13 protein-coding genes are annotated in these 13,627 nt (G+C 72.8%); 11 read left to right on the forward strand and 2 right to left on the reverse strand.

The window, feature by feature from the left end; genetic code table 11:
* Positions 1-30 precede the first annotated feature (30 nt).
* The 4 genes from HHX33_RS11060 to HHX33_RS11075 are packed head-to-tail and all read left to right on the forward strand — an operon-like array spanning position 31 to position 3,458.
* A complete protein-coding gene (locus HHX33_RS11060) occupies positions 31-915 on the forward strand; it encodes an ABC transporter ATP-binding protein (RefSeq protein WP_117410038.1) in 885 nt (294 codons plus the stop codon).
* A gap of 2 nt (positions 916-917) precedes the next feature.
* Positions 918-1,655, forward strand: coding sequence for an ABC transporter permease (locus HHX33_RS11065; protein WP_182874498.1), 738 nt, complete (start codon positions 918-920; stop codon positions 1,653-1,655).
* Between the two features lie 19 nt (positions 1,656-1,674).
* Positions 1,675-2,856, forward strand: a complete 1,182-nt coding sequence (locus HHX33_RS11070) for a sensor histidine kinase (protein WP_220501709.1) — start codon at positions 1,675-1,677, stop codon at positions 2,854-2,856.
* Complete coding sequence (locus HHX33_RS11075) at positions 2,853-3,458, forward strand: response regulator transcription factor (protein ID WP_117410035.1); 606 nt, start codon at positions 2,853-2,855, stop codon at positions 3,456-3,458. Before HHX33_RS11070 ends, HHX33_RS11075 begins: the two co-directional genes overlap by 4 nt.
* Positions 3,459-3,468: 10 nt before the next feature.
* Here the strand turns inward: HHX33_RS11075 and HHX33_RS11080 are convergent, their stop codons facing one another.
* Positions 3,469-4,845 (reverse strand): EAL domain-containing protein, encoded by a 1,377-nt coding sequence (locus HHX33_RS11080; RefSeq protein ID WP_310741307.1) that lies wholly within the window; start codon positions 4,843-4,845, stop codon positions 3,469-3,471.
* 119 nt (positions 4,846-4,964) lie between these two features.
* On the opposite strand from HHX33_RS11080, the gene HHX33_RS11085 reads away from it, so the two are divergent.
* From HHX33_RS11085 to HHX33_RS11105, 5 genes are all read left to right on the forward strand, one after another.
* Positions 4,965-5,639, forward strand: coding sequence for an acVLRF1 family peptidyl-tRNA hydrolase (locus tag HHX33_RS11085; RefSeq protein WP_182874499.1), 675 nt, complete (start codon positions 4,965-4,967; stop codon positions 5,637-5,639).
* A gap of 134 nt (positions 5,640-5,773) precedes the next feature.
* A complete protein-coding gene (locus tag HHX33_RS11090; RefSeq protein WP_182874500.1) occupies positions 5,774-7,372 on the forward strand; it encodes an ABC-F family ATP-binding cassette domain-containing protein in 1,599 nt (532 codons plus the stop codon).
* Between the two features lie 115 nt (positions 7,373-7,487).
* Positions 7,488-7,703: a helix-turn-helix domain-containing protein gene (locus HHX33_RS11095; protein WP_030904785.1), complete on the forward strand. Its 216-nt coding sequence runs from the start codon at positions 7,488-7,490 to the stop codon at positions 7,701-7,703.
* Positions 7,704-7,901: 198 nt separating this feature from the next.
* The gene (locus HHX33_RS11100) at positions 7,902-8,756 is read left to right on the forward strand and encodes an enoyl-CoA hydratase/isomerase family protein (protein ID WP_182874501.1); all 855 of its coding nucleotides are present in this window, start codon (positions 7,902-7,904) and stop codon (positions 8,754-8,756) included.
* Positions 8,757-8,860: 104 nt separating this feature from the next.
* Complete coding sequence (locus HHX33_RS11105) at positions 8,861-10,801, forward strand: ABC transporter ATP-binding protein (RefSeq protein ID WP_182874502.1); 1,941 nt, start codon at positions 8,861-8,863, stop codon at positions 10,799-10,801.
* Here HHX33_RS11105 and HHX33_RS11110 read toward each other — a convergent pair.
* The gene (locus HHX33_RS11110) at positions 10,798-11,676 is read right to left on the reverse strand and encodes a sulfotransferase family protein (RefSeq protein ID WP_182874503.1); all 879 of its coding nucleotides are present in this window, start codon (positions 11,674-11,676) and stop codon (positions 10,798-10,800) included. The two genes, HHX33_RS11105 and HHX33_RS11110, sit on opposite strands and share 4 nt — an antisense overlap.
* 31 nt (positions 11,677-11,707) lie before the next feature.
* Between HHX33_RS11110 and HHX33_RS11115 the strand changes: the two genes are divergently transcribed.
* Both HHX33_RS11115 and HHX33_RS11120 read left to right on the forward strand, forming a co-directional pair.
* Positions 11,708-12,670: a S66 peptidase family protein gene (locus HHX33_RS11115; protein ID WP_244301985.1), complete on the forward strand. Its 963-nt coding sequence runs from the start codon at positions 11,708-11,710 to the stop codon at positions 12,668-12,670.
* 52 nt (positions 12,671-12,722) lie between these two features.
* On the forward strand, positions 12,723-13,619 hold the full coding sequence (locus HHX33_RS11120) for a hypothetical protein (RefSeq protein WP_259402348.1): 897 nt from the start codon (positions 12,723-12,725) through the stop codon (positions 13,617-13,619).
* The last annotated feature ends 8 nt before the right edge of the window (positions 13,620-13,627 follow it).

Here is a 13,627-nt window from a genome sequence, read left to right on the forward strand (position 1 = left end):
GTTTCCCGGCACGCTTCTAGTTTTGTCGGCATGAACGCCATCTCCTTCACGGACGTCACCAAGAGGTACGGCGACGTGCTCGCGGTCGACGGCCTCGACCTGGAGGTCCCGGCCGGCAGCACGGTCGCGCTCCTCGGGCCGAACGGGGCCGGGAAGTCCACCTCCATCAACATGCTGCTGGGCCTGCTGAGGCCCTCGGCGGGCGAGATCCGGGTCTTCGGCGAGCCGCCGGAGACCGCCGTCGCCCACGGCGAGATCGGCGCGATGCTCCAGGAGGGCGAGCTGATCCCCGAGCTGACCGTGGCCGAGACCGTGGACTTCGTCCGCCGGCTCTACCCGAACCCCCTGCCGCGCGAGGAGATCCTCCGGCTCGCCGACCTCACCGAGCTGGCCGGGCGGCGGGCGAACCGGCTCTCCGGCGGGCAGACCCAGCGGGTCCGCTTCGCCCTGGCGGTCGCGGGCGGGCCGAGGCTGCTGCTGCTCGACGAGCCGACCGCGGCCATGGACGTCGAGTCCCGCCGTACGTTCTGGGAGAACATGCGCCGATACGCGGCGCAGGGGCGCACGATCCTGTTTGCGACGCACTACCTGGAGGAGGCCGACGAGAACTCCGACCGGGTCGTCGTGATCGCGCGGGGGCGGGTCGTGGCCGACGGCACCGCCGCCGAGATCAAGGCCGGGGTGGCCGGGCAGACGGTGAGCTTCCGGCTGGGCGACCAGCCGGCCGCCGGGCTGGAGAGCCTGCCGGGCACGACCGGCGTGGAGCTCCAGGCGGGCCGCGTCACGCTGCGCACCACCGACCTCGACTCGACGGTCGAGGCGCTGTACCGGAAGACCACCCTCGACGTGCGCGATCTCCAGGTCCACGGGGCCGATCTGGAGGACGCCTTCCTCGCTCTCACCAAGGAGTCGTGACGATGCCGCACTACCTGAAGGTCGAAGTGCTGCGCATGCTGCGCAACAAGCGGTACGTCATCTTCGTCGTCGCCTTCCCGCTCGGCTTCTACCTGCTGTACTCGAACCTGTGGGGCGCGCAGACGGACGAGACCACCGGGATCAAGGGCAGCGTGCTGCTGATGGTCAACATGGCGGCGTACGGCGCGCTCGCCTCGTCGGTGATGTCCACGGCCGTGCCCTGGGCGCAGGAACGGCACAGCGGCTGGCTGCGGCAGCTCCAGATCACCCCGCTGCCCGCCTGGGCCATCCTCGCGACCAAGCTCGTCGCGTCCCTGCTGCTGGTGCTGCCCGCGCTGGTGCTGGTGGGGCTGGCCGCGGTGCTCACCCAGCACGTGTCGCTGCCGGCGGGGCAGTGGGCCGGGCTGCTCGCGTTCATGTGGATCGGGACCATCCCCTTCGTGGCGCTCGGCCTCGCCATCGGCTCGATGCTGCGGCCGGACACCGCCCAGCCCGTGGCCATGATCTCCATGTTCGGCCTGGCCCTGCTCGGCGGCCTGTGGTTCCCCACGTCGCTCATGCCGGAGGCCATGCGGAACGTCGCCAGGGTGCTGCCGTCGTACGACTACGCGGGCATCGGATGGCGCATCGTCGCCGGGCAGGCGCCGTACGGGCCCGACGTGGCGGGCATCGTCGCCTGGGCCGTCGCGTTGGGAGCCGTCGCGGTGTTCGTCTACCGACGCGCCGTGGTCCGCGCCTGATCCGGAGAGGGGCGGCGCGATGAGCCGGCTGGCCAGGATCTTCAGCTTCGGCGGACCGGACGACGGTCCGTACCGCCTGCGGCGGCTGATCGGCATGTCGCTCGGCCTGATCTACCTGTTCTACCCGGTGGCCGAGGTGATCGACGGCAGGGTGGGGACGGCGCAGGCGGTCTGGCGGATGGTCGCGCTCGCGGCCTTCGTGAGCGTCTACCTGACGGTCGTGCTGGGCCCGCGCGGCCTCGGCCACCGGCCCCGGTGGATTTTCCCCCTGCTCGGTCTCGCGACCCTGATGGGGGCCGCCTTCCCGCTGGTGTTCCACAGCGAGAGCTGGCTGACCCTGCCGGTTTACCTGGCCGTCGTCTACGCGATGGCCCTGCCGCCCCGGCGCGCCGTGCTCGGCATCGGCGCCATGGCGGCGCTCCTGATCGCCGACGGCCTGGTGATCGGCGCCGAGGACGGGCTGCTGTGGATGCTCGTGCTGCAGACCGCCACTCTCGGCGTGCTGTTCATGAGCGTCCGCAACACCCGCGTCCTCATCGGCAAGCTCAAGGAGGCCCAGAGCGAGGTGGCCAGGCTGGCCGCCGCCGAGGAGCGGCTGCGGATCGCCCGCGACCTGCACGACCTGCTGGGACACGGCCTCTCGCTGATCGTGCTGAAGAGCGAGCTCGCCCGCCGGCTCGCCGAGCAGGGGTCGCCGAAGGCGGCCGGGGAGGTGGCCGACATCGAGGCGGTGGCGAGGCAGGCGCTGCTCCAGGTGCGCGAGGCCGTCACCGGCTACCGCCGCAGCTCGCTGCCGGAGGAGATCGACGGCGCCCGCGCCGCGCTGGCCGCCGCCGGGATCGCCCTCACCGCCCGCACGTCCGGCGCGCCGCTGCCCGAGGACCTCGACGGCCTGTTCGGCTGGGCCGTGCGCGAGGCCACCACCAACGTCGTACGGCACGCCAGGGCCACCCGCTGCGAGATCACCGTGTCGTACGGCGAGCGGGGCGCCGTGCTGGAGGTCGCCGACAACGGCCGCGGCGGGCCGTACCGGCCGGGCAACGGCCTGACCGGGCTCGGCGAGCGGGCGCGCGCCGCGGGCGGCGACCTGGAGGTCGAGAGCGGCGGGCGGGGGTTCCGGGTGCGGATCAGGGTCGCGCCGCCCCCGGACCTCACCCGCCCTCCCACTCCGGAGATCGCCGCGGATAGGTTGGCCGAATGATCAGGGTCGTGCTGGCGGAGGACCAGAGCATGGTCAGGGGCGCGCTGGCCTCGCTGCTCGGTCTGGAGCCCGACATCGAGGTGGTCGGGGAGGCGGCGAACGGCGACGAGGCGGTCGAGGTCGCCGAGGCGACCCGGCCGGACATCGCGCTGCTGGACATCGAGATGCCCGGCAGGGACGGCATCGCCGCCGCCGAGGAGCTGCGCCGGCGGGTCCCCGGGTGCCGGGTGGTGATCCTCACGACCTTCGGCAGGCCCGGCTACCTGCGCCGGGCGATGGAGGCCGGGGCGGTGGCGTTCCTGGTCAAGGACAGCCCGGCGCGCGACCTGGCCGCCGCCATCCGGCGGGTGCTCCGGGGAGAGCGGGTGATCGACCCCGGGCTGGCCGCCGCGGCGCTCAGCGCAGGGCCGAACCCCCTGTCGCCGCGCGAGCGGGACGTGCTGTCGGCCGCCGCGGACGGCTCGACCATCAACGACATCGCGCTGCGGCTGCACCTGTCGGAGGGCACGGTGCGCAACTACCTGTCGGCGGCCATCCAGAAGACCGCGGCGCGCAACCGCATCGAGGCCGTCCAGAAGGCCCAGGCGCAGGGCTGGCTCTGACCCGGCCGGGTCAGCGGGCGGCCTGGATCTCGGCGACGTGGCGCAGCAGGTCGCTGATCCGGACCACGCCCATGCACCGGCCCACCTCGTCGACCACCACCAGGTCGTCGTACGCGCGGGTGTTGTCGCGCCCGGCCACCTGCATGGCCGCGATCGCCGGGGTGGTCTTCGCCACGATCTTCGGGGGGTCGGCCAGGCGGCTGGCCGGCTTCTTCGCGTGCAGCGCGTGGCCGTACGCCCCGGCCATGAACAGCAGGAACCGGCTGCGGTCGACGCTGCCCTGCGGGCGCTGGTACTCGTCCACCAGCACCACACTGGTGATCGAGGGCTCCGCGCTGAGCACGCCCACGACCTCCTCGGCCGTCGAGCCGGCCGGCAGCGTCACCGCCGGGAGCAGGAACTCCTGCACGCGTGGTCCCAATCCATAGCCGCCCGGCCCGGTGAGGCCCGGCGCGGCCGGGACGGCCTCGGCCTCCGGCACCGGCAGCGGCACGTGGACGCGGTTGTGTCCGTGGGAGGGCCGCCAGTCGAGCGGCGCGAGCAGAGGGCCCTGAGCGAGCCTGATGCCCCAGCCGCGCACCGCCGCGAGCTGCGTCTCCTCGCGTACGCCGGGAGCGAGCACGTGCGCCCCGGCGCCGCGGGCCAGGCGGACGAGCGACTCCACGAGCGCGCCGCGCCGGGGGTCCCGCGCTCCCCGCGCCACCAGATCGCCGGAGAGCGCGATCACGTACGGCGCGGCGTCGGCGAGCAGGTCGAGCGGCAGCGGGGCCGTGCCGAGCTCGCCGAAGGCGACGAGGTAGCCCACCGCGCGCAGGCCGTCGATCCCGGACAGCAGGGCGGTCCGCCCCACGGCCGCGAGGTCGCCCTCGATCATCAGGATGACCTCGCGCGGACGGCGGTTGCACATCCGCAGCGCCTCGTGCAGCGGCGCCGTGCCGGCCGAACCGGCCGCGACGACGGTGGCGGAGATCGGCAGCACCAGCGGCAGCGCGGTCTCCTCGCGGGCCGCGGCCAGCACGCCGTTCACCGTGTCCGCCACACCCCCCACGCCGCCCGCGACGCCGCCGGGGTCCTCGGGGACCACCTGTACGGCGATCGCGCCACCGGTGTCGAGGTCGACCACCGGCAGGAACAGCGGGACGGCCGGGCGGAGCGGAGCGCCGTGGTGGGTGCCGTGGTGGCTTCCGTGGTGGCTTCCGTGGTGAGTTGCGTGGGGAGTCCCCGGGGCGAAGGGCGAGGGCAGGGGCCCGGTTGCGGAGGCGGCGGGGGTGTACCGCCGCACGAGGCCCGCCGGGTGGTGTCCCTGCGGGTCGTCCGGGTGGTACGCCGACGGGGCGCCCGGGACGGACGCGGCGACCGGCGACGCCGGGGAGGAGGGGAGCGTCACGGGGTGAATTGTGGGACGACTCCCGGGGGTCGTTGACGCTTACAGTGGGAAATTCACCTACATTTCCCCATCAGTTGGAGGGAATCCGGCAAACGACCACACCGGTAGTCTGATCAGCCATGACGGGACGGCCCGCCGCCGGAGGCGGCAGATGGGTCTCGGTGGCCCCCGAGCGGCTCGCGGGCTGGATCGCGCGCTTCGCCGCACGGCACGGCCCGATCGAGGCGGTCACCCTGCCGGACGTCGTGCGTCTCGACGCGGCCGACGGCGCGGTCGCCGAGTGCCATGTGCCGTTCCCGCCGCTGCGCCCGCCGCCGGGCCTGGCGCCTCCCGGACTCCCGGCCCCGGCGGCGGCGCTGGTGGCCCACGCCTGCCGCGAGCGGACCGTCGGCGTGCTGCTGGCCCGCCTCGGCGGGCACGCCGCCGGCGTCTTCACCGGCACCCGCCTGGTCGCGGCCAAGGCCGGGTCGCGTCAGGTCCACGGGCGCAGCGCGGCGGGGGGATGGTCCCAGCAGCGCTTCGCCCGGCGCAGGGACAAGCAGTCGGCCGAGGCGCTGCGGGCCGCCGCCGACGTGGCCTTCCGGCTGCTGACGCCGCGGCTGGCCGACCTGGAGGCGCTGGTGCTCGGCGGGGACCGGCGGGCGATCGACGAGATCCGGGAGGACCGGCGTCTCGCGCCGCTGTTCGCCCTGGAGGCCGGGCCGTTCCTCACCGTTCCCGATCCCCGGCCGGCGGTCCTGGAGGGCGCCCCGGACCTGTTCCGCGCCGTGCGGATCCGGCTGCTCGACCCCTGACCGGCGGGTGGGCGGGCACTCGCCGCAGCCGGCGGCGGCGACGGCGGCACTACACTTGAGCCCATGAGCGCTCCCGACTGATCGCTCCCGGCACCGGTCCTGTCCGCATCATCCACGGGAGTGTCCCCTTCATCATGATCATCGCCACCGACGTCGAACTTCGCGCGGGTTCCCGCCTGCTCATCGAGGGCGCCTCGTTCCGGGTGAACCCGGGCGACAAGATCGGGCTGGTCGGGCGCAACGGCGCCGGCAAGACCACCCTCACCAAGGTCCTCGCGGGCGAGGGCCTGCCCGCCACGGGCTCGGTCACGATCTCCGGCAGCGTCGGCTACCTGCCGCAGGACCCCCGTACGGGAGACCTGAGCGTGCTGGCGCGCGACCGGATCCTGTCGGCCCGCGGGCTCGACGAGGTGCTGCGCGAACTGCGCGAGGCCGAGGCCGGGATGGCCGCCGACGACCCGCGCGTGCGCGACCGGGCGGTGCGCGCGTACGGCCGGCTGGAGGACCGCCTGCACGTCCTCGGCGGTTACGCCGCGGAGTCGGAGGCCGCCTCGATCGCCTCCAGCCTCGGGCTGCCCGACCGGGTTCTCGGCCAGCCGCTGCAGACCCTCTCCGGAGGGCAGCGCAGGCGGGTCGAACTGGCTCGAATCCTGTTCAGCGGGGCGGAGACTCTCCTGCTCGACGAGCCCACAAACCACCTCGACGCGGACTCGATCGGCTGGCTTCGCGAGTTTTTGCGTTCCCACCAGGGCGGCTTGGTGATCATCAGCCACGACGTCAACCTTCTTGAAGCGACGGTAAACCGGGTGCTCCACCTGGACGCGAACCGCTGCGTCATCGACACCTACAACGTCGGCTGGAAGGCCTACCTGACCCAGCGGGAGACCGACGAGAAGCGGCGCAAGCGGGAGCGCGCCAACGCCGAGCGGCAGGCGTCCGCCCTGCTGTCCCAGGCCGACCGGATGCGGGCGAAGGCCACCAAGGCCAAAGCGGCCCAGGACATGGAGCGCCGCGCCCGGCGGCTGCTCTCGGGCGTGGAGGGCGAGCGCCGGTCGGACCGCGTCGCCAAGCTGCGCTTCCCCCAGCCGGCGCCCTGCGGCAAGACGCCGCTGACGGCCCGCGGCCTGTCCAAGTCGTACGGCTCGCTGGAGGTGTTCACCGACGTCGACGCCGCCGTCGACCGGGGCTCCCGGATCGTCATCCTGGGCCTGAACGGCGCGGGCAAGACGACCCTGCTGCGCCTGCTCGGCGGCATCGAGAAGCCCGACACCGGCGAGGTCCTGCCCGGCCACGGGCTCAAGCTCGGCTACTACGCGCAGGAGCACGAGACCCTCGACGCCGGGCGCACGGTGCTGGAGAACATGCGCTCCGCGGGCCCCGACCTCGCCGACGTCGAGCTGCGCAAGGTGCTCGGCTCGTTCCTGTTCACCGGAGACGACGTGGACAAGCCGGCGGGGGTCCTGTCCGGCGGTGAGAAGACCCGTCTGGCGCTCGCCACGCTGGTGCTGTCGAGCGCCAACGTGCTGCTGCTGGACGAGCCCACCAACAACCTCGATCCGGCCTCCCGCGATCAGGTGCTCACCGCCCTCGGCTCCTATACGGGCGCGATTGTGCTGGTCACCCATGACGAGGGCGCCGTGGAGGCGCTGAAGCCGGATAGGGTGATTCTGTTGCCAGACGGAGTAGAAGACGCATGGAGCGACGAATTTTCCGATCTTGTGGCGCTTGCCTGATCTTAATTTGAGCGGGTAGGGATCTTTTCCCGCGGAGTAGGTAGCCGATCCCGTCGAAATGACTGATCATGGGCTGAAGTAACGCTGCGGAAGTCTGGCACTACAGGAGGTACTCGTGGCCGAGACTCTGAAGAAGGGCACCCGGGTGACCGGGGCCGACCGGGAAAAGCTGGCCAGCGATCTCAAGAAGCGCTATTCCGCGGGTGAGAGCATCCGCGCTCTGGCCGCTTCCACTGGCCGGTCGTACGGGTTCATCCACCGCATCCTGAGCGAGTCCGGAGTGACTCTGCGCGGGCGCGGCGGCGCGACCCGGGGCAAGTCCAAGCGCTAGATCCACCTCAAGACGCGCGACCGCAGCCGCTCGTTCCTGTGAGAGTGAGTGGTCGGGTCCAGCTAACCAGAACGTCGTTCGGTAGGCTCGGGCACGACCGCGGGTCGAACAGGAGCGCGGACGCCCGGCACGGGCGGTGCGCCGCACCGGACCGGCCGTGCGAGGCGACGTGGCTCCTCACCGAAGGCAGGAGCAGGCATGGCGGAAGCGGCAGTGGGGGGGGATCCGGAGCGCGCCCGCGAGACGGGCGGCGGCTCCGATGTGTCGACGGTCTCGGCGGCCGCGCCGGCCGAGATCGGACTGCGCTGCGAGGTGGACGGCGAGATCGCGACCGTCACCCTGGACCGGCCGGACAAGCGCAACGCACAGACGTTCGCGACCTGGTCGGCTCTGGCCCGGATTGGGGACACCCTTCCGGAGCGGGTGAGAGTGGTCGTGGTCAGAGGCGAGGGGCCGTCCTTCTCAGCCGGAATCGACCTGCGCATGTTCACGCCCGAGGGGGTACCCGGGCAGGAATCTTTCGCGAGCGCCGCGGCGCTCGGCGACACCGAGCTGGAACGGCTGATCGTGGAGGCACAGAGGGGTTTCCTGTGGCTGCGCAGGCCGGAGATCGTGTCGATCGCGGCCGTGCAGGGTCACGCCATCGGGGCGGGTTTTCAGCTCGCACTCGCGTGTGACCTGCGGGTCGTCGCGGACGACGTGAAGTTCTGCATGAAGGAACCCGCGCTGGGGCTGGTTCCCGACCTGACCGGGACCAAGCCCCTGGCCGACATCGTCGGGGTTCCCCGCGCCATCGAGATGTGCCTGACCGCCCGTGTCGTCGGGGCCGAGGAGGCCGTACGGCTCGGCCTGGCCGAGATCGCGGTGCCGGCGGGCGACCTCGGCCAGACCACCCGTGACCTGGCCGCCGCGCTGCTGGCCACCGACCACGCCGCCGCGACCGCCACCAAGCGCCTGCTGAGGGCCGCGCCGGGGCGCACCCTGGAGGAGCAGGCCGCCGCCGAGCGGGCCGAACAGGTGGCACGCATCCGCGCACTGTTCGCTTCGGACTGACAGGCAGTGTTCGCTCCGAACTGACGGGCACTGTTCGCTTCGAGCTGACGGGGGAATCGGGGGAGTCCTCCCATCGCTGCACGGCCTGGGAGTATGTACGGCATATGTCGATGATGAACGGGGGCTACGGCTTCCAGGTGATGCGGTCCCTGCGGCGTGACAGCTCCGTGACGAAGGAGCGCATCGCGCCGGGGACCGTCCGGCGCATCGCCGGGTACGCGCGGCCCTTCCGGGCGCAGATCGCCGGTTTCCTCGCGCTGGTGGTGGTCGACGCGGTCATCGTGGTCGCCAACCCGCTCCTGATGAAGGCGATCATCGACGACGGCATCATCCCGAAGCGGGTCGAGGTGGTGCTGTGGCTCGCCGTCACGATCGCCGCGCTGGCCGTCGTGGACGCCGGGCTCGGCCTGGCGCAGCGCTGGTTCTCCGCCCGCATCGGTGAGGGCCTGATCTACAACCTGCGCACGGAGGTCTACGACCACGTCCAGCGCATGCCCGTGGCGTTCTTCATGCGGGCCCAGACCGGGGCGCTGGTCTCCCGGCTGAACACCGACGTCATCGGGGCACAGCGGGCGCTGACCAGCACGTTGTCGTCGGTGGTTTCCAACGTGATCAGCCTGGTGCTGGTGCTCGGCACCATGATCGTGCTGTCGTGGCAGGTCACGCTGGTCGCGCTGGTCCTGTTACCGATCTTCATCTTCCCCGCCAAGTGGGTCGGCCGCCGGATGTCGGCGCTGACCCGCGAGCAGATGCAGCTCGACGCCGAGATGAGCTCGGTGATGACCGAGCGCTTCAACGTGGCCGGGGCGATGGTCGCCAAGCTGTACGGCAGGCCGGACGACGAGGCGGCGTACTTCGCCGAGCGTGCGGGCCGGGTCCGCGACGTCGGCGTGATCGTCGCGATGTACGGCGCGGTGTTCCGCATCGCGCTGGGGCTGGTCGCCGCGCTGGCCACCGCACTCGTCTACGGCCTCGGCGGCACGCTCGCGATCTCCGGGGCGTTCGCGCTCGGCACCCTGGTCGCCCAGTCGTCCCTGCTCATGCGCCTGTACGGCCCGCTGACCAGCCTGTCGAACGTGCACGTCGACGTGATGACCGCGCTGGTGAGCTTCGACCGGGTCTTCGAGGTCCTGGACCTCAAGCCGATGGTCGCCGAGAAGCCCGGCGCGCGGCCGATCCCCGGGGGACCGGTGACGATCGAGTTCGACGACGTGCGCTTCCGCTACCCGGCCGCCTCCGACGTCTCGCTGGCGTCGCTGGAGTCGGTGGCCCGCCCGGACACCGGTCCCTCCCAGGAGGTGCTGAAGGGCGTGTCGTTCACCGCCCGCGAGGGCGAGCTGGTGGCGCTCGTCGGCCACTCGGGCGCGGGCAAGACCACCATCACCTCGCTGGTCTCCCGGCTGTACGACGTGGACGAGGGGGCCGTGCGGATCAACGGGCTCGACGTCCGCGACGCCACCCTCGACGGCATCAGGGACACGGTCGGGGTGGTCATGCAGGACGCCCACCTGTTCCACGACACGATCGGCAGCAACCTCCGCTACGCCCGTCCCGACGCCACCGACGAGGAGGTCTGGGAGGCCCTGCGCGCGGCCCAGATCGCCGACCTGGTCAAGAACCTGCCCGAGGAGCTGGAGACGGTCGTCGGCGACCGCGGATACCGGCTGTCGGGCGGGGAGAAGCAGCGCATCGCCCTGGCCCGCCTGCTGCTCAAGGCGCCCCGGGTCGTCGTGCTCGACGAGGCCACCGCGCACCTCGACTCCGAGTCCGAGGCGGCGGTGCAGCAGGCGCTGAAGACGGCCCTGCGGGGACGGACCTCGCTGGTGATCGCCCACCGGCTGTCGACCATCCGCGAGGCCGACGCGATCCTGGTCATCGAGGACGGCCGGGTGGTGGAGCACGGCCGGCACGAGGATCTGCTGAAGCGGGGCGGCGCGTACGCCGAGCTGTACCGCACCCAGTTCACCGGCTCGGGGTCCAACGGCTCGGGGTCCAACGGCTCGGGGTCCAACGGCTCAGGGGGCTCAGGCGGCTCGGGACGCTAGCGGTATCCGAGACGGGCCAGTTCCTCCCTGGCCACCTTCTCCACCAGCTCGGCGTCCTCGCCGGACAGGCGGGTGCGCCAGCCGCCCGGCCGGGGGATCGTCGCGCCGTACAGCGCGATCATCGAGACCTTGGTCTCCAGGAAGGACGACACCGCGTCGATCGCCTCACCGGGCGCGGCCACCAGGTCCTCGTACCTGAGCGTGAGCAGGTGCTCGGCGGGCAGTTCGCGGCGCAGGGCCGCGCTCAGCCGTACGGCGCCGCGCCAGCGCAGGGCGCACTTGCCCGCGGCCGGCATCTCGGCCCAGCGCTGCCGGTGCTCGGCCGAGCGCACGCCGAGGAACGGGTTGGGAAACTCGGCGTCCTCGCTCAGCATGTGCGGCTTGACCCAGGCCATGCAGGCGGGATCGGCCAGCATGTCGGCGACGACGTCGCGGCCGTCGCGGATGACCTGGATGAACCGGGCGTCCGGAAACGCCCGCAGCAGCACCGGCGTGCTGTAGATCAGGTCGGGACTGGCGTCGCCGAACCGCGACAGCGCGTCCGGCCCGACGCAGGGCCCGGCGCCGATGATGCCGCCGGCCTCCCGGCAGGCGGTCGTGCACTCCGCACAGGAGGCCGGGACGACCTGCCAGGCCTCCGCCAGCACGTCGCGCAGCACCCGGGGCGCCCCGCCGCTACGGGCGATCGAGGGCCTCCGGGCGAAGGCGTAGACGACCCGGGTCACCGGGCCCCTGCCCATGGTCACGTGGAAGCCGGGGGAGCGCTTGAGCGCACGGCCCAGCAGGTCCGCGCCGGAGTGCGGGGCCGCGATCACGAACACCGGGCGACGGACCTTGACGCCGTTGACCACGAGGATGTGCGTCGGAGGTCGCATAGATACCGCTTAGTCTGACACCCTTTGAAGGGTGAGCGAGCGCATCCGCGGCGGGGCGGGGGGTGTCGCCTCGGTAACGGTACCGGAGGCGCCCCGGCGGCTGCGGCCGGGGGACACCGTCGCGCTGGTCGCGCCAGCCGGGCCGGTTGATCCCGTACGGCTGGAGCGCGGCGGGGCGGTCCTGGAGGAGCTCGGCCTGCGGGTCGTGCACGGAGCGTCGGTGCGGGCCCGGGAGGGCTACCTGGCGGGGCCCGACGCCGCGCGCGCGGCCGATCTCCAGGAGGCCTGGTGCGACCCCGAGGTGGCGGCCGTCATCTGCGCGCGGGGCGGCTACGGCACGACCCGGCTGCTCGGGCTGCTCGACTGGGACGCCATGGCGGCGGCCGGGCCGAAGATCCTGCTGGGGTCGAGCGACATCACCGCGCTGCACCGGGCCTTCGCCGACAGGCTCGGCCTGGCGACGCTCTTCGGGCCGATGCCGGCCTGCGCGACGATCAGCGACCCCGGGGGGCCCGAACCGGTCACGTTCGCCCACCTGCGGCAGGCGCTGTTCGAGGGCGGCACGCCCGCCCCGATCACGGGTGACCGCGTCGTCGTGCCGGGACGGGCCGAGGGACGGCTCACCGGGGGCAACCTCGCCCTGCTCGCCGCCCTGTGCGGCACGCCGTACGCGATGCGGGGGGAGGGCCGGATCGTCCTGCTGGAGGACGTGACCGAGGAGCCGTACCGGATCGATCGGATGGTGACGCAGTTGCTCCAGGCGGGCTGCCTGGACGGCGCGGCGGGGATCGTGCTCGGATCATGGGTGGACTGCGGCGACCCGCTGCCGGTGCTGGCCGAACGCCTGGCGCCGCTGGGTGTGCCGGTCCTCGCCGGGCTGCCCGTCGGACACGGATCACCACAGCTGAGTATGTGGTTGGAGACGAATGTGGCTATTGTGACCGAATCGTGTTCCGTCGCGGGCGCAATCCGCGACTCCGACGCGGCAACCTGATACGCGCCCGGAGGCGCCCGGGCCGTGGTGAAGGGATGGTGCGTTGGGACTCTTGCGGCGACTGCTCAGCCGGACGCGACCGGACCATCCCGCCCCGAGAGCCGTCGAGGACGTCGATCTCGACTCGCTGCTGGGGCTGGTCGCCGAGACCATGGGCTATACCTGCGGGTTCGCCGCCGACGGCACGTCGCTGACGCTGTCCTCCCCCGAGCGCGAGCGGGTGGTTAACCTCGTCGGCCTGCGCCGTGAGGCCGCCCGGCGCACCCGCGAGGACTGGCCCATGCTGGTCTCCGAGCACCTGGCCCACGCCGTGTCGGGGGAGCCGTTCGACGCCTGCAACCTCAAGCCGATCAAGCCGCTGCTGCGCACGCGGGTCCACGCCGCCGACGACCCGGCCTTCCCCGACCCCTCCCGGATCATCGGCCGCCACCTGAGCGCCGACCTGATCGAGGTGCTGACGATCGGCGCCCGCCCGGTCCGCCCGGAGGAGGCGTTCTGCTGGCCCATCCCCCCAGGTGAGGCGCTCGACGTCGCGGTGGGCAACGCCCTGGCCGACGAGCGGCCCACGGTGTCCCGGCTGGACCTGGGCGGCACCGAGGTCACGTTGCTGACCGCGCCCAGCGCGGCCGCCCACCTGCGCCGCCTGCCCGCCCACACCCACGTGCCCGAGGACGGCATGCTCGCCGTGCTGCCGCACCGGGGGTTGATCGCCGTGCATCCGGTGGCCGGCATCGGCGTGGTGCGGGCGATCGAGCGGCTGCGCCTGTTCGCCCACCGGGAGCACGCCGGCCACGCCGACGGGCTCAGCCCGCACGTGTACTGGTGGCGCCGCGGCAAGCTGACCCGCATCCAGGCCGACCTGATCAGTCACGACGGGCAGACCCGGCTCGTCGTCGCGCCGCCGCCGGAGTTCGCCCGGCTCCTCGCCCGCATCGCCGGCCGGTCCTGAGCCGCTGG

It is taken from the genome of Microbispora sp. H10670, assembly GCF_014161385.1.
Taxonomy (GTDB): domain Bacteria; phylum Actinomycetota; class Actinomycetes; order Streptosporangiales; family Streptosporangiaceae; genus Microbispora; species Microbispora triticiradicis.

Excerpts from the sequence above, each read along its gene's own strand:
- HHX33_RS11065 (WP_182874498.1), top strand. The coding sequence starts at position 918 with ATGCCGCACTACCTGAAGGTCGAAGTGCTGCGCATGCTGCGCAACAAG.
- HHX33_RS11105 (WP_182874502.1), top strand. The coding sequence starts at position 8,861 with ATGTCGATGATGAACGGGGGCTACGGCTTCCAGGTGATGCGGTCCCTG.
- HHX33_RS11060 (WP_117410038.1), top strand. The coding sequence starts at position 31 with ATGAACGCCATCTCCTTCACGGACGTCACCAAGAGGTACGGCGACGTG.
- HHX33_RS11090 (WP_182874500.1), top strand. The coding sequence starts at position 5,774 with ATGATCATCGCCACCGACGTCGAACTTCGCGCGGGTTCCCGCCTGCTC.
- HHX33_RS11085 (WP_182874499.1), top strand. The coding sequence starts at position 4,965 with ATGACGGGACGGCCCGCCGCCGGAGGCGGCAGATGGGTCTCGGTGGCC.
- HHX33_RS11100 (WP_182874501.1), top strand. The coding sequence starts at position 7,902 with ATGGCGGAAGCGGCAGTGGGGGGGGATCCGGAGCGCGCCCGCGAGACG.
- HHX33_RS11070 (WP_220501709.1), top strand. The coding sequence starts at position 1,675 with ATGAGCCGGCTGGCCAGGATCTTCAGCTTCGGCGGACCGGACGACGGT.
- HHX33_RS11075 (WP_117410035.1), top strand. The coding sequence starts at position 2,853 with ATGATCAGGGTCGTGCTGGCGGAGGACCAGAGCATGGTCAGGGGCGCG.
- HHX33_RS11110 (WP_182874503.1), bottom strand. The coding sequence starts at position 11,676 with ATGCGACCTCCGACGCACATCCTCGTGGTCAACGGCGTCAAGGTCCGT.